17 protein-coding genes are annotated in these 19,410 nt (G+C 40.6%); 8 read left to right on the forward strand and 9 right to left on the reverse strand.

What is annotated here, in order from left to right; all coding sequences use genetic code 11:
* The first annotated feature begins 143 nt into the window (after positions 1 to 143).
* The gene (locus ACZ444_RS14120; protein WP_382358436.1) at positions 144 to 1,778 is read left to right on the forward strand and encodes a BCCT family transporter; all 1,635 of its coding nucleotides are present in this window, start codon (positions 144 to 146) and stop codon (positions 1,776 to 1,778) included.
* Between the two features lie 148 nt (positions 1,779 to 1,926).
* Here the strand turns inward: ACZ444_RS14120 and ACZ444_RS14125 are convergent, their stop codons facing one another.
* Positions 1,927 to 2,379 carry a hypothetical protein gene (locus tag ACZ444_RS14125; RefSeq protein WP_382358435.1) on the reverse strand — a complete coding sequence of 151 codons (453 nt, stop codon included), beginning with the start codon at positions 2,377 to 2,379 and terminating at the stop codon, positions 1,927 to 1,929.
* Between the two features lie 510 nt (positions 2,380 to 2,889).
* Here ACZ444_RS14125 and ACZ444_RS14130 point away from each other — a divergent pair.
* Positions 2,890 to 3,045, forward strand: a complete 156-nt coding sequence (locus ACZ444_RS14130; RefSeq protein ID WP_464433850.1) for a DUF4083 family protein — start codon at positions 2,890 to 2,892, stop codon at positions 3,043 to 3,045.
* 111 nt (positions 3,046 to 3,156) lie between these two features.
* Here ACZ444_RS14130 and ACZ444_RS14135 read toward each other — a convergent pair whose 3' ends face one another.
* Together ACZ444_RS14135 and ACZ444_RS14140 are read right to left on the reverse strand one after the other, a co-directional pair.
* Complete coding sequence (locus ACZ444_RS14135) at positions 3,157 to 3,837, reverse strand: LiaF transmembrane domain-containing protein (RefSeq protein WP_382358434.1); 681 nt, start codon at positions 3,835 to 3,837, stop codon at positions 3,157 to 3,159.
* Positions 3,838 to 3,971: 134 nt separating this feature from the next.
* The gene (locus tag ACZ444_RS14140) at positions 3,972 to 7,487 is read right to left on the reverse strand and encodes an SCO7613 C-terminal domain-containing membrane protein (RefSeq protein WP_382358433.1); all 3,516 of its coding nucleotides are present in this window, start codon (positions 7,485 to 7,487) and stop codon (positions 3,972 to 3,974) included.
* A gap of 430 nt (positions 7,488 to 7,917) precedes the next feature.
* Between ACZ444_RS14140 and ACZ444_RS14145 the strand changes: the two genes are divergently transcribed.
* Together ACZ444_RS14145 and ACZ444_RS14150 are read left to right on the forward strand one after the other, a co-directional pair.
* Positions 7,918 to 8,733, forward strand: a complete 816-nt coding sequence (locus tag ACZ444_RS14145) for a ZIP family metal transporter (protein ID WP_382358432.1) — start codon at positions 7,918 to 7,920, stop codon at positions 8,731 to 8,733.
* A gap of 504 nt (positions 8,734 to 9,237) precedes the next feature.
* The gene (locus ACZ444_RS14150; protein WP_382358431.1) at positions 9,238 to 10,002 is read left to right on the forward strand and encodes a ZIP family metal transporter; all 765 of its coding nucleotides are present in this window, start codon (positions 9,238 to 9,240) and stop codon (positions 10,000 to 10,002) included.
* Positions 10,003 to 10,013: 11 nt separating this feature from the next.
* Here the strand turns inward: ACZ444_RS14150 and ACZ444_RS14155 are convergent, their stop codons facing one another.
* Positions 10,014 to 10,424 (reverse strand): Fur family transcriptional regulator, encoded by a 411-nt coding sequence (locus ACZ444_RS14155; protein ID WP_382358430.1) that lies wholly within the window; start codon positions 10,422 to 10,424, stop codon positions 10,014 to 10,016.
* A gap of 268 nt (positions 10,425 to 10,692) precedes the next feature.
* On the opposite strand from ACZ444_RS14155, the gene ACZ444_RS14160 reads away from it, so the two are divergent.
* Both ACZ444_RS14160 and ACZ444_RS14165 read left to right on the forward strand, forming a co-directional pair.
* The gene (locus ACZ444_RS14160) at positions 10,693 to 10,878 is read left to right on the forward strand and encodes a hypothetical protein (protein ID WP_382358429.1); all 186 of its coding nucleotides are present in this window, start codon (positions 10,693 to 10,695) and stop codon (positions 10,876 to 10,878) included.
* 121 nt (positions 10,879 to 10,999) lie between these two features.
* Positions 11,000 to 11,524: a DinB family protein gene (locus tag ACZ444_RS14165; protein WP_382358428.1), complete on the forward strand. Its 525-nt coding sequence runs from the start codon at positions 11,000 to 11,002 to the stop codon at positions 11,522 to 11,524.
* Positions 11,525 to 12,422: 898 nt separating this feature from the next.
* Here ACZ444_RS14165 and ACZ444_RS14170 read toward each other — a convergent pair.
* From ACZ444_RS14170 to ACZ444_RS14180, 3 genes are all read right to left on the reverse strand, one after another.
* On the reverse strand, positions 12,423 to 12,659 hold the full coding sequence (locus tag ACZ444_RS14170; protein ID WP_382358427.1) for a hypothetical protein: 237 nt from the start codon (positions 12,657 to 12,659) through the stop codon (positions 12,423 to 12,425).
* 53 nt (positions 12,660 to 12,712) lie between these two features.
* Positions 12,713 to 13,372 carry a class D sortase gene (locus tag ACZ444_RS14175; RefSeq protein WP_382358426.1) on the reverse strand — a complete coding sequence of 220 codons (660 nt, stop codon included), beginning with the start codon at positions 13,370 to 13,372 and terminating at the stop codon, positions 12,713 to 12,715.
* 141 nt (positions 13,373 to 13,513) lie between these two features.
* Positions 13,514 to 14,218 carry an LPXTG cell wall anchor domain-containing protein gene (locus tag ACZ444_RS14180; protein ID WP_382358425.1) on the reverse strand — a complete coding sequence of 235 codons (705 nt, stop codon included), beginning with the start codon at positions 14,216 to 14,218 and terminating at the stop codon, positions 13,514 to 13,516.
* Positions 14,219 to 14,782: 564 nt separating this feature from the next.
* On the opposite strand from ACZ444_RS14180, the gene ACZ444_RS14185 reads away from it, so the two are divergent.
* Together ACZ444_RS14185 and ACZ444_RS14190 are read left to right on the forward strand one after the other, a co-directional pair.
* Complete coding sequence (locus tag ACZ444_RS14185; RefSeq protein WP_382358424.1) at positions 14,783 to 15,091, forward strand: AbrB/MazE/SpoVT family DNA-binding domain-containing protein; 309 nt, start codon at positions 14,783 to 14,785, stop codon at positions 15,089 to 15,091.
* Positions 15,092 to 15,094: 3 nt separating this feature from the next.
* Positions 15,095 to 15,364 carry a type II toxin-antitoxin system RelE/ParE family toxin gene (locus tag ACZ444_RS14190; protein ID WP_382358423.1) on the forward strand — a complete coding sequence of 90 codons (270 nt, stop codon included), beginning with the start codon at positions 15,095 to 15,097 and terminating at the stop codon, positions 15,362 to 15,364.
* Between the two features lie 636 nt (positions 15,365 to 16,000).
* On the opposite strand, the gene mqo is transcribed toward ACZ444_RS14190, so the two are convergent.
* The gene (gene mqo / locus ACZ444_RS14195; protein WP_464433465.1) at positions 16,001 to 17,512 is read right to left on the reverse strand and encodes a malate dehydrogenase (quinone); all 1,512 of its coding nucleotides are present in this window, start codon (positions 17,510 to 17,512) and stop codon (positions 16,001 to 16,003) included.
* A gap of 106 nt (positions 17,513 to 17,618) precedes the next feature.
* Positions 17,619 to 19,352, reverse strand: a complete 1,734-nt coding sequence (locus ACZ444_RS14200) for a pyruvate oxidase (RefSeq protein WP_382358422.1) — start codon at positions 19,350 to 19,352, stop codon at positions 17,619 to 17,621.
* Positions 19,353 to 19,410 lie beyond the last annotated feature (58 nt).

Consider the following 19,410-nt stretch of genomic DNA (forward strand, 5'->3'; position numbering starts at 1 on the left):
CTTAAAAAGAAAATTAATTTGCTTCAGGCCGGCAAACAACTAAATGCTCTCTTCCTTTGCATTTCGGGGCCTTTACCCTTTAGACTACGTAGATGCCGCCTCTAAAACAATTTGACCAAGCTGTTAAATTCCTATATATTGAAATGGGAGGTTTTAGTATTAAGAATAAAACAATTACATCCACTTTTTGGATATCGATTGCTCTAGTAGCATTATTCATTCTCTGGGGTGTTATATTTCCAGGCAATGTTGAATATGTACTGGGCCAAATTAACGATTTTATTTCCAATACATTTGGCTGGTTTTATTTATTAGTTACGACAGGTTTTGTGATACTTGCTTTGTTTTTGATCTTCGGGCCATACGGAAAAATCAAACTTGGTAAGCCTGATGAAAAACCAGAGTACAGTTACTTTACCTGGTTTGCATTTTTATTCACTGCCGGCATGGGGGTCGGGCTTGTATTTTATGGCGTAACAGAGCCTTTAACGCATTATTACAACCCGCCATTCGCCGATCCTGAGACAAAAGCTGCCGCAGAAGAATCTTTGAAATTCACATTATTTCATTGGGGCGTGCATCCTTGGTCGGTATATGCGATTGTCGCATTAACGCTCGCTTATTTTAAATTCCGGCACAATGCGCCTGCATTAATTAGCTCCGCTTTTAGTCCATTGATTGGCAATAAGGCTAAAGGTGGTTTAGGAACAGCTATTGATACATTAGCTGTCTTTGCAACAGTTTTCGGTATTGCCACATCACTTGGGCTGGGCGCCAAGCAGATTACATCCGGTCTCAGTTTTACATTTGAAGGGATACCGGATACATTGACCACGAACTTGATTGTTATTGCTGTCGTCACCGTGCTGTTTATGATTTCGACAACAACAGGTGTTAATCGGGGTATCCGTTACCTGAGCTGGGCCAATCTTGTTTTGGCTGCCGCACTCATGATTTTTGTTTTCGTTTTAGGTTCATCCGTGCAAATGATCGAATCATTCACGACAACCTTAGGCAACTATATTCGGGACCTTCCGCGTATGACATTAAGCATGAATGCATTTGAGGGTGACCGAGAGTTTCTTAATTCCTGGACGCTCTTCTACTGGTCCTGGTGGATTGGCTGGTCACCTTTTGTTGGGACATTCATCGCCAGAGTCTCCAGAGGACGGACGATTCGCGAATTTGTCCTTGGGGTAACCGCTGTCCCCGTTGTATTCAGCGCACTTTGGTTCTCTGTATTTGGCATTTCCGGACTGAACATGGACACAGCAAATGGTGGCTATATTTATCAGCTTATGAATGAATTAGGGGATGAAGTAGCCCTGTTTGGTTTTCTTGAGTCATCACCTATGTCATCGATTATTATCGGAATCGCTGTTATACTCATTTCGTCATTTTTCGTAACCTCTGCTGATTCCGGCACCTTTGTGCTCGGTATGTTAACAACAGGCGGAAAGTTAAATCCAAGCATGATCGTTAAAATTATCTGGGCCATTATTCTCGCCGCTATCGCATCAGTCTTACTATGGACTGGCGGCCTGTCAGCCCTGCAAATGGCCATGTTAATCGCAGCATTTCCATTTGCGATTCTCATCATATTTATGTGTATATCGCTTCTCAAAGCTTTAACAAGCGAGTATGACATTCTAAAAATGGAAAACAAACAGCGTGAATATGATGATGATTATCGAAAAAGACAGAAACGATTACTTAAACATAAACGTAAACAACTTCGTGACAGCCTTCCTGATGCAGAAGATGACGACGAAATTTAGGCTTAGATTAAACGAGTTCAAAACACGAAGTCCATTTCCTTATCATCCAATATGGACTTCGTGTTTTTATTTTTAAATTCCAGCGTTATGAAATTTTATTACTGTCAATATGTTAGGGATCCTGGGAGAGTGCGGGGATGCATTAATCTCATCGAAAAAAAGGAAAAATACTTTCCCAATCAGCCAAGTCCGAGTCACCCCTGATTGCCTCGTTGAAAACATCCATGATTAATGGATCAGTGATAAGTGTTTCCTTTTCTGACAATGCGTCGTAAACCGTCCTATAAGTTCTGTCTTTAGGTTCCTCGTCTGCTTCGGCGGTCCCAGCTGGCACATTTTCGCAATCTGTATCTTGCAGCAATCCCGGGAAATTGCCGATGTCGTCCTTTGCCACACGCTTCCATTCTGAATCAAGATTATGTTGTCTTAAAAATGCATCAAAATGCATGTCATCATCCGGATTCTTTTGGAACATTTCATAAAGATCCCAGCTTAAAACAACATACCGGTGAAAAATCGCGCCATCAGCAATACCATACTCATCTATTATAAAATGAGCACCTTCACCACCCATGCGAATGGTCCTGTTCTTGACGTCCATATTATCTCCCCTCCCTTTCAAACGATGGCTAAAACGAGCGATAAGATTTCTCGTTGTAATGTTGCCACACGGAATACGCAAAGCAACTACTTGCCGCTGGCCATAATAAATGCCTGCACAGTGTCATAGTCTGTATTAAACATGCTTCATTGTAAAATCAAATGCAAAAGTTAAATAGGGTTTAGTTTAAGCTCCGAGCCTGTGCTGCATGTTCTTAAATAACAAAGCGAAAAGGAGACTAGTCAATGCCAGAGAAATACCCCTATTACTACAGAACTTGGTTTGTCGTATTTATGTTAATTTTATTTTTCCCAGCAGGTTTCATCCTCATGTGGAAAGGTAATAAATTTGGGAAAATGGGGCGGATTATGATCTCTGCCTTTGGACTATTAACGTTGTATCCTCCTGTACGAAGAATTAAAAAACAGATATCGCCTTAGAAGATATAGTGGAATCAGGTAAAAAAGGACATAAGGAGAGAAATAATTGGTTTCATTTTCGATGATTATGATGCTCATATATCTAGCGATTTTTGCTTTTGTCGTTTATTTCTTAATAAGTGTATTACAGTTTATGAGAACGAAAAGCCACAATGATAAATTACTGCTTCATAAAATGGATGACATATCACAAAAGTTAGATGAATTGAAAGAAAAAAAGTACTAATCATTTAGGATCAACATTTTTTCCTGCGGGATCTTTCCACTGCGCTTTCCCGCAGGCGTCTTCGTGTTTTCCTCCGCTAGCTGGTTTTGTGCCATATGCACTTTTTCACTGTCAATTTTTAATATCAACATCACCGAAAATGACTAAACAGTTTATTTTCAATACAGCAGTATCCCCGTCACTGTCTTGAAGCCGTGTGTTGTTATCCCATTCGCCAAAAACCGGGAGCCCTGATATTTCTACATTTACATTTTTGGGCACTTTTACGTCAATGTCACCAAAGATACTTGTTAAATCCATGGTTGCTTCATGAGGAAAGTCCGCCTCCAGCAAATCTACTTTCGCTTCGCCAAACAACGTTGTTACATAGCCCCCATTAAAATCCGATGAGCGACTTTTAACGTCCGCTTCGGAAAACAGAGAAAATGTTTTAATCAATTGATCGGTATGCTGTGACTTCTTCGTATAACGCTGTTCTGACCCCTTCCTTTCACGCCTGGAAAATAGAAAATCTATACCAACTAAAATCAAAATCAGCGGCCATATAAAAGCAGCAGCGTTAAAATCAACCCATTGATTGATTAAAAACAATATACCTGCCATAAGAAGTATTAATCCGGTAATGGGAGATGAATAAGTGCGCTTGATAAGCTGAACCATGCCAATAACGATCAAAATAAGAGGCCACCATGCTGAAAGAACCTGCTCAAAATTCCATAATTCTGACTGCTGCAGGAAAAAACCCAGTCCCAGCACAATCAACAACACGCCTACCCACACGCGTCCTCCCACAAACAACACTCCTATCACTATAATTATATGCATTGTGCAACTATTATTCTTCTAAACATTCATAACAATTTATTAGCCTGGTGCTAAACCAAGCAACAGCCTGCCATAAGAAAGACAGCGGCGTCTTGTTCCTATTACTCCCATTTTTTAATCCGCTGAACAACATTTTTATAAAATAAGGTCATAAACGTATCGTTTCCTTTTGACGTCTTTTGCTTATGCCATTCATAATAACTTGCAACTGTAATCAGGATCGATCCAGCAATGAGCAGATATACCCACCATGGCATGTTACCCCAAAAAGGCCTTGTTTGTATCAGCAGATTCAATAACAATACGCCTGAGCCTGTGAAAAAGAATGACTTTTGCTTGAACATCATTCCTCCAAGCATGGCCAGAAGTGAAAGGGATCCAAGGATGATCGCATCATACACGGTATTACTTTGCAAACCGTCTTGTACAAGAACCAGCGAAACAAGCACCAGCACAACCCATTGAGTATCATTCATGAGACGTTGATGCTGTTTCCCAGCGATGGCCTTGATGAACATAGCTAATCCGACCCATGGCAATACATAACATTCCGCTTCGATTAAATCCGGTATAGCCAAATGATTAAGTAACGTATAATAAGGCTGAAGCAAGTATCCGACAGCCCCCGCAACCAGCCATTTGCCTGCTACAAATGGAAGACGATTGCGTTGTACGTAAATCGCCAGTGACACAAGGATGCCCGGCAGTAATTGCTGAAAGAGCGTATCACCGTCATAAACATAGAGAAATCCCAGCGAAACGAATCCGGCTATCGTATACCAGTCCACCAGGGGAAATGTAGCCTTGTGCGCCTTATAAATGACTGGATAAAGCAGTAACCCAATAATCAGGAAAATAACGCTGGCCACTACTAAAACAATGTCATCATAGGTCGGATGTGTTTGGATAAAGTTGATTAAGGCGATAAATAATATCATCAACGGGATGCCGTTTAACGTATCCCATTTCTGTATGTGCAGCATGCCCAGGATGATACTGGTGTATAGCATTGTAACGATGAGCTGTGTGAGATCAAATGGATGAAGCAGCGCAAAATTCATCAATCCGATTAATGAAAAAGGAATAACATAATAGATGATTCGCTGTCTCCAGATGGTATTGCTTAATGCCCAGCCACTGGTTAACAGAATGGTTGTTATGAGCGAGGCATAATGCAAGTCATCGCCCCTATCGAACGAAAGCATGGTATACATGACCAGCAGCCAAAAAGACGTCAGTCCGGCATATAAACATAGTTTCCGTGTCCATTCCACCCTTGCAGCCCAAGTACTGACGCCGTAAACAACCACGGCCAGCATCGCGGACCATACGGCAATATCGCCATAGAATAGCGAAACTATCAAAGCCAGCGGATAATAGATGTGCGCAACATACCAATAGGCGTTTGCTATCGATTGGTCAAACCTCCAGAAACCGGCACCTGTGACAAACAGCAGGAAGGCGCCAATTGCAAATTGCAGCGAGATAAATAACTCGGAGGTCAATGCATAGCCGTCATGCAGAGCATACAACAGCGATAAATAAAACAATAACGTGAAAAGCCCCATCACATAGGGAATAATCGCAGACGCCACTTTCCGGTACAATAAATAAGCCATGATGACGCCGCCCAAGATTATGACGTACCTCAGTGTTGGATTAAATTCCAAATTGGTTAATGATAACGTTTGGAATATCGCCAGCAAATAAAAGCCCTGAGCCACATAAAATGACTGGTTGCTGAATGAATGACGTTTGAGCTGCTGCCATATGAAAGTTGCAAGCAGTAAAGAAAGGCTTGCCAGTACAAGCGGTACCGGTGCAAAAGGACCCGGATCCCCGCCAGGCAAAATGTCACCTTGCCCTGTCATATAAAACATGGTTACAGCAAGGCCCAAAGCAATTGGCTGCAGCAAATAGGCCGTCAAGCGGGCATTACTGCTTGCCAGGCGCTGTTCAAAAGCATCCATGACAACGCCCAAAGCGCTAGTCAGAAGCAGCATAATGCCAAGATGCATCCAGTTCATAGCCGCTGCTTCCCATAAAAGGCAGACAGCCATCACCAGCATCGCCATGTCTCTGGCACTAGTATTGATCGCTTTTAAATAAGGCAATTTTCCTAAACAGCCAACCCCCACATAAAAGGCAAACGACACGATAAACATTGAGAATGTCATAGACTCATAAGGCAGGATGGTTTGACCTAATCTGACCAGTTCAAACAGACCTGCCAGGAGAAAGGCAGAACTCAAATAGTAAAAGATCGTTCGTTTAATGTCGGTCAGGTTTGATAAATAAATATAGTTACCGGCAATCAGAAAGTAAGCCAGGATCAAAGTAAGCGATGGATCATCCATATGTATCAGGAGACCTTGCACACTTATATAAATAAACGCAAAACCGGAAACAACCGCACTGGTGTATTTGAACAATTTATCGAGTGCAGCCTGGTGAGCGATGAGTTTCGGTAACACAAGAAACACAAACCCCAGCAGAGCATAGGCAACTGCCCCTATATTGTGCGCAACAGAAAACTCAATTGTTTGATAGGCCCCGTAGACAAGCATCAGGGTAAAGACAAAAAAGTATTCGGTCCGCTTCGTGACATACAACATCGACATGTATACGGCTGCGGTTAACAGCAGATTGAATCCATGGAACACGTCATTGCTGTAGAACAGCAGCATCAAAAGCGTTGATAAAATGAGATTTGCCTGAATATACAGGGTGAATTCATTTACGAACAACTGCCATTTGGCTTGCCTTTTAAGATACTGATAAGCTCCAACAAGCAATGAATTAAACAGAATCACACCTAAATAGAAACCGTCCACAGACAGATCCAGCCAGCCGATGAAAAAGCCGGCAAACAGCGTTAACATGCTATTGGCAAACCAAACAAACAACCGGGTATTCAATTTAAAAGCCGAATAAAGATAAACCGAAAACAACAGCAAACTTCCGGTGGCACCGTATAGATAACGCCCCTCACCACCTGGGGAAAAATAAGTCCCCAATTGTTCATAAAACCCGAGAGATATATAAACAATAGGCAAAAACAAATTTCCGAGCACATAAAAAGCCAATGCTGTTTTGCGGATTTTCAAGATGTTTTTCGTAAATACCGCCAGCCCAAAAAATAATGCAGCAATAGCGGCTATCATCCCCGTCTTCATCCAACTCGACATTATGTCCCAGTTACTTGTGGCAAGGACAGTACCGCCAATTAAAAGCAGAATGATCCCTATGCTCAATGACCATGTAATATTTTGATCCCTTATTTGCTGCTTGCTTTTTTGTTTGGGCACTGTCTTATGTACAGCTGACTGGTCTGAATCACTTTGTTGGGCAGCTGGGGTCTCCGAGGCAAATGCAGCATATGTTTTTGTCGAAGCAGCTTTATTTTCCGGATTTGTCTTGTCTGCAAGGTTTTGCTGTATTGCTTCGTTTTCCTGATCGAATGTGTCTTGTACATAGGTCTGGTCATCTTTAAGAAACTGCTCATAGCGTTGTATGATTTCCTCATAAACACCTGGTGTGATATACTGCTTTTCTTTTAATTGACGAATCTCTTCTTTTGTTACCTTTTCCCGATCAGATGGCTCTCGAGTACTCATATGTTACACACCCCTGCATACTTGAATACATTGACAGCACAGCGAAAGTTTCAGCGCTAATTGCCTTTTAATTATGGAGAGATACATTCCATACGATAAACACTGTCATCGCAGCCTAGGATACCCCAAAAGTAACTAATTTCCCTTTTGTTTCGTCTGCACAAAAATGATTTCATTTAATAATATGGCATGCTTAATTGAATTATATCAGAATTTTCCTTTTTATTGGTAATTAATTTTGATACACGATGCTAAAAAGTTATCAGTATGATTGTGGGAAACCAGCGCCAATGTATGCCTATTCATTCAGGTTTCTGGGGTCGTTAAAAGGGCGCATCAATAGTTTTGTATAAATGACCCTGTTCCTTTTTAATTTATGAAAGATTAAAACGATTTAAAATGTAAATTTATAGGGAAGGATTGATTTATTATGTTTGATTATTTTCTGGAATTAAACCCGATCGCACAGGCAACCATTGCCACACTTTTTACATGGGGCATGACTGCACTCGGTGCAGCGCTTGTTTTTGCAACGAAAGGCTTTAATCAGCGTTTTATGGACAGTATGCTGGGTTTTGCCGGGGGTGTCATGATTGCTGCAAGTTTTTGGTCCTTGCTCTCACCGGCATTGGAAAAAGCGGAAGGCGGGCCTTTACCGGTATGGGCTCCAGTCGCAATAGGCTTTTTGCTTGGTGGTATCTTCCTCTGGGTATCCGATAAACTCCTCCCGCATCTCCATCCGGGCTTGGCCACGGATGAAGCTGAAGGAATCAATCCGGACAGAAAAAGACGCAGCACGCTTCTCGTTTTGGCCATTACACTGCATAATATTCCGGAAGGGCTGGCTGTTGGTGTTGCATTCGGAGCCATTGCCGCTGACTTGCCGACCGCGTCACTTGGAGGAGCCGTGGCGCTGGCGCTCGGTATCGGCATTCAAAACTTTCCTGAGGGGCTGGCCGTATCGATGCCACTCCGGCGTGAAGGCATGTCCCGGGGAAAAAGTTTCGCCTACGGGCAGGCATCTGGCATCGTTGAACCCATTGCTGGCATCATTGGGGCGCTTGCCGTCACCATTATGCAGCCATTGCTGCCTTATGCCTTAAGCTTTGCTGCGGGTGCGATGATCTTCGTTGTCGCTGAAGAAGTGATTCCAGGATCGCAGGAAAATGGAAACACCGATCTCGCCTCCATGAGTGTCATGGTCGGCTTTACCATTATGATGGTTCTCGATGTCGCACTGGGATAGGAAGGCAGGATAGCTATCGTTCCGTTTTTCATTCCCCTGTCCACGTCTTATCCGCCGTCTGTATCAGGTGAATGAAATGGTCCGTCATGTAAATTCATTATTTGCGAGAGTAGCCCTAAATGCAAATATGAGCGCTCTGCTTCATGGAATCAGATGCTAAATATTTAACTAACGGACGCAGTTGTTGAATAACCAATTGTTCTAAATAAGAGGAGAATACAGTAAATAGTATTCTCCTCTTTTATAATTTTCTCTGTTTCGATGTAATGTTTTCCTAGAAGCTTACATGCCAAATCGCGTTGTGATAGGATTAAAATAATCTCGAGATTCACTCAAGAAACGAGCCATTTTGTAGGAAAGAAAAACATGCTTAAAACCTTGTGGGTTCTTTCTTGCTATAACTTTCTCACATTGATTTACATATCGTAATGATTACGATATAATTTTAAACATGTAAATCGTAATGATTACAAATTAGATTTTTTCATTATCATGTGAAAGAGGGTGAGTTCAATAACCTGGGGAATTTTAAACTATCTTATCTTAGCAGCCATCGCCAACGTTGCGGGTGGATTGATTATTTATATAAAAAAGATTTGGTCTGACCGGGCACTTCATGCATTGATGGCAATCAGCGCAGGGCTTTTGCTATCAATCGCCATTCTTGAATTAATTCCAGATGTAGCCGAAAGCAATAAGTTCAACCCGGTATATATTTTAATTGGCATGCTGTTGATTTTTTTTCTCGAGCGCTGGATGCCCCACTCCCATAGCCCTAATGACACACAAGAAATAATTAATACAAAGAACGCTCTTGTCGGGTCTATTTTTGGCATGATGATACATGCTTTTTTTGATGGATTTGCTATCGTTGTCAGTTTTGAAATGGACACACGTATAGGTATCATGGTACTAGTTGCGATTATTCTCCATAAAATACCTGATGGTGTTACCATCTCATCCATCGTGTTTTCCATTTCAAAGAACAAGAGTAAGGCGATCTTATCGGCTTTGATCATGGGGGTTGCCACGATTGTCGGCGGCTTCGCAGCTTGGCTCATAACAGGATTTTTCGCCAATGGTGATACAGTTTTAGTTATTGCGCTTTCTTTAACGGCCGGCATCTTTTTACACGTATCAGCAGTGGATTTACTCCCAATCATCAATCATTCACGTGAACGTCTTGTCGTTTTGTCTTTTATTCTTAGCATTTTGGCTTATCTTATCATGCAATGGATACTAGGTATGCTGCCTGCCACTGGCCTTTAATATATGTGTAATTAGGGTGTTTTACACAAACGACAATAACCGTAAACTTCAAATTTATGCCCTGTAATGTGAAAGTCATTCATTTCCGGTATATCATGAATTGGACAATTTTTAATAACTCGGGTTTCCCCGCATTTTAAACAAATAAAATGATGATGATGATCAGATTCGGCACATAGTTGATATTTTTTTTCACCAGCGAATTCCGTTTCTTCAAGGATGCCTAATTCACTACACAGCGCCAAGTTTCGGTAAACGGTATCATAGCTCAAACCTGGATGATCGTTTTTCAAATGTTGAATAACATCTGAGCCTGATACATACTGCGGATGTTGGCTTAAAAAGGTCAAGATTTCTTTTCTTTTTTCTGTTATTTTGTATCCATTTGTTTTTATTTTTAGTAAAGCTTCACTCACAAGCATGATCATTACTCCCATCTATATTAATTTTAGCAAAGAAAAAGTAAAAAGATAAGATTTTAACAATTTGAGTTTCCATAGAGGTTGTCATTAAGGCAACCCCTTCCAATTAAAATGAAACGATCGTCGTGCTAAAACATGTAATGTTTTCATAAAACCTTACATGTCAAAAAAACCATTGTGATAGGATCAAACTAATCGATATGGCCATTTTGTAAGGTTGAAGATTTCTTTTTAAATTGTTTTTAAAGTATGGTTTCGGAGAGTGATTATGAATATAAAAAACATCGATAGAGCTTTATTCACAGGCTTATTTGTCGGTATAATTATCTTTCTTAAAGAATCCCTTTTTCCTAATACAAATGTTTTTTTATCAATGCTTATTAGTGGGTCAGCAGCTTTAATTGGTTTTTTGATTGGAGATAAGATATTTTCTGAAAAAGATAATAAAAATTAATATGTCAGAATCGGGCCAGTTAATGGAAGTAGGATAGAGCCTTTTTGATGTTACTAATAATAAAAATGGTATTGTATAATTGGGCTGGCGCTAAATTAAACACGAAGGGAAGAAGCCTCAAATGGAACGACTTGAATTACAGTTGTATGATTATAACGAATGGGCAAATGGACAAATTTTCAACCGACTAAAAGAGCTTCCAAAGGATGTTTATGGTAAAGAAATTCAAAGTGTATTTTCCTCGATATCCCGTGTTTTGGCTCATGTTTATCTTTCTGACCTTGGTTGGATTGAGGTTTTCTCCGGTAAAAACATGGAGCATGCTTTGACGTTACAAGAGCAACTAAAAGGAGAAATGGAGTCAAAAGGATTGGAGGAGATGGAAGCGAAGTTTCTTAAACTATCAGAAAGATATAAGTTGTTCTTTAATCAATTGGAAGGCTTAGATAAGTCCCTCAAAATTGAGAATCCGAATGGCGACATTATGGAAACTAGTGTATTTGAACAAGTACCCCATGTCGTTAATCATGGAACATATCATCGTGGTAATATCACAGCTATGTTAAGACAGATGGGTTATGCTTCTGTTCCGACTGATTATGGTCTTTATTTATATTTGAAACAATCGGGCGCGATTGTGGAATAGAGGTCTGTCTTAAATAGGCAGATTTTTTATTTTTTAGTAGTAATTTGATGTAATGTTTTGCTAAAACCTTACATGTGAAATCCCCATTTGCTAGTATTTTATTTTAGACCTTTCACAACATGTATGGTAACCTTAAACAGTTAATAAAACCATACACCGAAAAAGGACCCTGAGAAGGATATTTCAGGGTCCCAAGATTTGCGTTAAAGAGGTTAGGTTTTAAACATCAAAATCAAGATGAGCAGTTATAGTATACCACCTTTTTTCGGAAATATACACTTGTCAAAAAATCCTTGTCTTATTATAAAAAAGCGTTTAAACTAAGACTACCTTCTTTATGAGTTCTAAGCATGAATAACTAGTCACAATACTTTCTGTATAACTTGCTCATAAAAAGCCTAAAATTTAAAGCTAGCCCCTAGCTTTAAATTTTAGGCTTTTTGATTGATGGAACCCATTAAATTGAAAAACTATCTTCCTCATAAGCATTCAAAAAGTACTTCTTTTGTTACGTGAGGACGATATTAAGAACAGCTTGAAAGACTTTCAATTATAAGGGCGAAACGTCAATAAAGGTTCTTGCTTTCTACACAACACATGTTGCAACAAACAAAGACAGCCAAGGTCCTTATCATGTCCGTTGTCTTAAGACAACATTTGTTTCATTAATGGCTTTCATTCTAAATTGCGTGTTTAGAATAAGGCACAATGATGACATATTTGACGATTTTTTGCTATCACTGAAAAGGCCGGAACTGCCGGCCATAGCATGAAAGTGATATCAATTCTCCCTTATGCTCTTTCTACTAAATTCCTCTCATGCGTTCTCAAGTTTATTAAAAATATTTCTGGCCTCTTTTTAGGCATTAACGTTTAATGAACAAACAACCTCGGCAAATTAATCAATAATATCAAGGAACTGTATTAATGTTCCAACAACACTTAGTATGACACCTGCAAGGGCAACTCCTCTACTTGGCATCTGATGCTGTAACATATGGTTTTTAGCTTCTATATATAACACAATGCCAGCAATACCAACGATTAAACCAAGCCATTCTTCAATTAAAACTGAGAGAATGCCTAACACTAAAATGATAACTGACTTACCATTCAATTTGGTCTCTAAATCCAATTCAATGACCCCTTTGGCATCTTAATGAACAAGGTATCTGTTAGTTTAGTTGATTAATCGCTAAGCAGATCCCCTTCATCAATAAGATTAGCCTGAACAATGTAGCGTTTTGGTGTATATTGAATATAGCCAAATGGATAGCAAGTCGTAAGCGTCAGCGTTGGATCATCTTTTTGGACAATCACTGAACGGTCATCCTCTGTCGTAATCCAGGTTTTATTGATTTTGTATTGATAGTCTTTCCCCTGATAGGTCATATAAAGCAAATCGCCATCATCAAGATCGCCTAATTCCTCAAATACAGTGTTGTTATGTCCAGACAGGACAGTGTGACCACCTTGATCCGGAGGAACCGTCCATTTACTTACGTATTCGCCGACCCCTTTCTTCAGGGTATCTCTGTTAGTTCCCCAATATACGCTAAAGGCCTTTTCCAGTTTAGGTATCGTAAGCTTAGCTACTTCTTCACCTTCTTGATAATCCGGTATTTCTGGCTTATGATGATCTTCTTTAACGTGGTCATCTTGTTTATTACTGGCAGACAGCGTAGGATCAGATTCATGGTCTGTCTGTTGCTGATCCGAATCCTCGGCTACGGCTACTTCTTTTTCATCAAGGTCAGTCACCGATTGTTGACTGTTCCACCATTGGTACCCATACCAGGAAACAATCACCAAACCAAATATAACTAGCGTAATACCAAACTTTTTCATCAGTAATCATCCTTACACAGTGGTTTTCTGACAATATATACACCTATCAGCTATCATCATTAACAATGACACTTTTCTCTAATGGATGATGTGTTGTCTAAACAAAAGGAAGCGGAGTCCCCCGCTTCCCTGATAATCCCTTTATTCAGTTACTTTTTTCTTTCTACGGAAGGCAAGTAATGCACCGCCAGACATAGCAACGATCCCGCCGATTAATAAGCCTAATGGGGCGTTGCTGCTAGTATCGGGAAGAGCCCCGCCTTCTTGATCATTGTTCGCAGTATCTGCAGATTCTCCCATTTTTCCTTTTGTTGGGTTGCTCGCCGCGCCTTCATTGTTCGCAGTATCTGCGGATTCTCCCATTTTTCCTTTTGTTGGGTTGCTCGCTGCGCCTTCATTGTTCGCAGTGTCTGCAGATTCTCCCATTTTTCCTTTTGTTGGGTTGCTCGCTGCGCCTTCATTGTTCGCAGTGTCTGCGGATTCTCCCATTTTTCCTTTTGTTGGGTTGCTCGCTGCGCCTTCATGTTCTTCCTCGTCTATTTTTTGCATATCCACGATGTCCCCGGAAGATTCGCCCACGGCTACACTAATGTGTCCTTTCTCGCTGTTGTGCAGCTCAACGATATAAAGTGATTTATCTTCTTTAGCATCAACGTCACCAATCTCGCCGCCATACTGATTCTGAGCTGTTTGGCTTGCTGCATTTTTCCCTACTGAGCTGTTCGCTTGGGCATGAACCTGATGGGAGCCCAAGTTAAAATGAAGTCCTACGGCTCCAGACATGGCAACTGCTATAAGTAGAGCAATAACAATAAAAGATAATTTTTTTGTTATATTTACTGTCATACGTATCTCTCCTTTTCTTTAATTTTAAATGCTTCTAAACACGAGGACACTAAGAAATGAAAAATAAATGAACGTTCCGAATTCAAACTTAATAATTTTATTAGGTTTGATGGAAGAACTTTGATTTATTTCCTGTAAAAAAGAATACTACTTATTTAAAAATTATTCAACATCCAAACTTATTTCCGAAACATTGGGGGGCAAATTTTTATACCGAAAACAACATCCTATTTTGACAATACTTTTTGGTCCAAATAAGGATCATTTCTATAACAGCTTTTTTGATAGATGGCATAAACCCTTTGATGGGGTAAAACAAGAATAATTTTAAAAATAAATGATATCATTTTCTCCTTATGCTCTTTCTACCAAATTGCCTCTCATGCGTTCTCAAGTTCAACAGCAAATGCTAAGACCTATTTAATAAGATCATTAAGAGTCCCTTCCGTAAGATTGTATTCTCGATCAATTATGCTATAATGAAAGTATGAAATTCGGAAAATCGGAAACAATAAAAAGGAAGTGCATATCATGTCTTTAAAAGCTCATGAAAGAGGGATGGACATGAAAGAACGGATTACCATTCGGAAAAAAGGCCAAATCACCTTACCCAAGCATTTTATGGAGAAATTTCATCTGGAGGAAGGCGATTCACTGGAATTAGAAGTCACGGAGGACGGTGACGTAGCTATTGTCCCTATGGTCCAAGTACCTGCCAATCAACAATGGTTTTGGAGAAAAGAATGGCAGCAAGGAGAACAAGAAGCTGACGAAGATATTCAAGCAGGCAGGGTTCAATCATTTGAAGACAGTGACAGTGCTTTAAAATGGCTGGATAGTGATGACGCCGAGTCATGGTCCCATAAGGATTAAGACATGAAATTAGCCTTTACCAAAGCATTTGTTAAACGCTATAAAAAACTGGATCCTCAAAATCAGGGAAAGATTAAGATCACACTACAGCAGCTGGAACAAGATCTCTCTTACCCGTCCCTTCGCGTCAAAAAGATGAAAGGCTATCGTCAGCCAGCCATATGGGAAGCCAGTGCCAGTATGGATTTACGCATAACGTTTGAAATCGAAAAACCTGATACGATTATTCTTCGCAATTGCGGCCATCATGATCAAACATTAAATAATCCTTAGGCATGATGTAAAACTAATAGCTTTATTCTCTCCTGCTTTTCATGCAACATATGTTTTTGGCCGGTAAATACAAAAGACAGAGCAACAATCTCTGTCTTTTTTTTCGTCATCAATTACAAATCTTAAAGCGTCCCTTGAATGTTTGAAATTCGAGCGAAGCGACACCTCATAACAAGTAAAGGTATTAGGATTTTATCCTAACAAGCCAAAAACTTCGTTTTTGGGGTTTGTCATGACAAACCCGTAGCTTGCCTTACTCTGCTATCACAATTATTTATTTACAAAAGCCCCTGCAGGAAAATTAATATAAAAGTCGTTCCATCGACTCTTATATATTCAATAATCTTTGCATGAACTCCCATCGTAAACACGCAGTTGTTTTATGCAGCGTAAGCAAATAAAAACCACTGCGTGTAGATGGGCCACTCCCATCTGGTCGTGATCATTACTGAACCTCAATTTGGTGGAAACCTCTAGGGAAAATAATACTCTATGGCCTACGATAATCAGTTATTTTAAAGTCCTAGATTGTAAAATTAAGCGAGACACTAAAAAAAGGACACCATCTGCGTACCCTTTTACCAGAAAAATGTCTTCTACACGTGAAACCTGTACTTCTAAGAAAAATCCAATCATTTAGTGAAGGGTCATTTTTTTATTCTTCTCCACTAAACCGAGTGTACACGAACTTGAATGGTGAACCTTATGAAAAAGTTCTGGGTTTTCCGCCAATGACTCGCCATAAGATGGAATCATTTCCTTGATTTTCGTCTCCCATTCTTCTAGATATTCTGGAAAGCATGTTTTGATAACATCCAACGCAATCGAAACAGAAGTTGAAGCACCTGGTGACTCTCCCAACAACGCGGCCATCGTATTGTCTTTGGAAGAAATTAATTCTGTACCAAATTGAAGTGTCCCTTTACCACCAGTCTCAGTATCTTCAAGTACCTGAACGCGTTGTCCTGCTACTAGTGTATCCCAGTCCTTATTTTTGGCATTTGGCACAAAATTCCTGAGCTCCTTCATACGTTGTTCTTTTGACATCAACAGCTGTTGGGCCAAATATTTGATTAATGACATGTTCTTTGCGCCTGCTGCCAGCATAGTAAAGATATTATTTGGTTCAACAGAGCCCAATAAATCCATATAAGATCCAGCCTTCAGAAATTTAGGCGTGAAACCCGCGAACGGTCCATATAGCAAAATATTTTTACCCGCGATATGGCGGCTATCAAGATGTGGCACTGTCATGGGTGGGGCGCCCTCGGGCTCTTTACCATATACCTTTGCATGATGTTGATCGACAATTTCCGGATTATCACAAATCAAGAATTCACCGCTTATCGGGAATCCACCAACATGCTTGCTTTCGGGAATCCCCGTTCTTTGGAGTAAAGGCAAGGCTCCTCCACCGGCACCGATAAAAACGAAATTCGCCGTATGGTATTCAAGCATATCGTCCTCAAAGTTACGCACCTTGACCTCCCATGAATTGTCCGCTATACGTTTGATATCATCCACCCTATGATTGTAATAGATGTCCACATTATTTTGATTTTCTAGATTGGCAAGCATTTTACGCGTTAGTTCTCCAAAGTTAACATCTGTTCCAGAGGCAACTTTTGTAGCCGCTATCGGTTCTTTTGATGTACGGCCCTCCATCATCAAAGGGATCCATTCCTTTAATGTTTCTAGGTCCTCGGAATATTCCATCCCCTCAAACAGTGGATGGTTTGACAGTGCTTCAAACCGTTTCTTCAAGAATTTCACATTATCTTCACCATGCACAAAACTTATATGGGGCAAGGGTCGAATAAACGCCTGCGGGTCACGAATTTGATTCTCGTCCACCAGATAAGACCAGAGTTGTCTTGAAACCTGGAATTGTTCATTAATTTCAACCGCCTTGCTTATATTCATGGATCCATCCTGCTTTACCGTCGTATAATTTAGTTCACACAGGGCTGCGTGTCCTGTCCCTGCATTATTCCATTCATTAGAACTTTCATTTCCCGCCTTGTCGAGCTTCTCAAACAGTGTAATATGCCAGTGCGGCTCTAATTTATTTAGAAGCGTGCCCACAGTTGCACTCATGACTCCGGCACCAACGAGGATCACTTCGGTTTTTTTTTGTCTGTTGTTCATTTCCTGGTACCTCTTTTCTGCAGGGAGAATATTAGTGCGCTGATTCGTTGCAAACCCGGGCGCACTCACACCTTCTCTCTTTATTATATAATCACATGAATCGTTTTTAAAAGATTCTTCGCATCACTGTTTTAAGGGGTGGCATTTTTTTCAATTTATTTTCCTCTAATGCTGATCTCAGTTCAAATTTGGCATAACCCACGGCCTCATCCCAGATGATTTTACCTGGAAGAGGGGCGGCGTCCGGGTCAACCCAAACATTTACAACAACCGGCTTATTGGCGTTTTTCGCCTTTTCAAGTGTAGGGGCAATCTGTTCAGGTTCAGTCACGGTATAACCTATGCCATTGCAGGATTCAGCAAATTTGGCATAGTCAATATCTCCAAGCTCGATGCCGTATTCTAATTCACCCGCCGATTGTTGTTCATATTTAATAAAGGATAATTCACTGTTATTCAGTACGATCACGATTATGGGCAAATCATAAATGACTGCTGTGACAAAATCCTGCATCACCATGGAGAATCCACCATCACCTGTAATACAAATGGCTTGTCTTTGGGGTTCAGCAATTTTGCTAGCTATTGACCCCGGTAGGGCGCATCCCATCGTACCTAACCAACTTGAGATGAGAAAATCTTGTCCATGGTCTAGCTTCAAGTAACGTGTTGCCCAAACTGTTGCTGTACCAACATCGATAGAAAATATCGCGTCAGGATCCGATATATGCGCAATTTCAGCCATTAATCGTTCCGGGCGAATGGGTTTTGAATGATCTTCTTTATCTTCTTGCATCCACTCATTCCAGGTTCTCATATTTTCCATACAAGCATCGAGGAATGATCGTTTCATGACCTGGTTTGTTTCCTTGATCAATGCTTGCAAAGCATCTTCCACATCAGCGACAATTCCCGCCGTTGCAGGAAAACGCTTGCCGATATTCGAGGCATCATTGTCAATTTGGATACTGGGAATGTCGCTTTTGGGTAAGTAATTGGAATAGGGATAATTGGTTCCAATCATGATCAGTAAATCAGCATCTTGTACGGCTTCAAACGCTGGTTTCGTACCAATTTTGCCCAGATTCCCTAAATAGTTCGAATGTGTGTCAGGCACAATCCCTTTTGCCGGCAAAGTGATCACTGAAGGTATTTTTGCATGATCGATGAACTGAAGTAACGAATCTTTTGCGTTTTTTGCCCCAACCCCAACCAGAGCAACGGGTTTGTTCGCCTTGTCCAGGTGGGCTGCTGCTTCTTTGATATCCGAATCCGTGAATTCATTTTGTGGATTTTCAAATGTGTAGGTTTCATAGGGAACCCGGTCCTCAATTTTGGTATCAAGAATGTCACTCGGAATTGTCAGTACCGCAACACCTTTTCTTTGATAAGCCGTTTGAATCGCTTCATTTACAACTTCGTGGATGTTATCCGGAGAATCAAGTTGTTTATTATACACAGCTACATCTTCAAATACAGAAGGCAAATCAACCTCCTGGAAGAATTTTGTTCCCATTACGCTGCTTGCAACCTGCCCGGCAAAGACGAGCATCGGGACGTTGTCCATTTTCGCGTCATACATCCCATTTAATAAATGAATCGCGCCGGGGCCGCCAATACTTAATGCGACGGCAATCTTCCCGGTTAATTTTGCATAACTGCTTGCGGCAAGTGTTGCCACTTCTTCATGGCGAACGTGATAGAACTTAATCTCATTTTCAACTTTTTTAAGGGCATCTACCACGGAATCGATTGAATCACCAGGTATTCCATAAACATGATCAATTTGCCAATGATTAAGCGCCTTGACTAATGCATCATTCGCTTTGATTTTTGCCATCTTCTTACTCCTCTCTTTATTCAATAGTGTTTCCGGAGTTGCATTCATCATCCTAAGA

The organism is Lentibacillus kimchii, assembly GCF_055381965.1.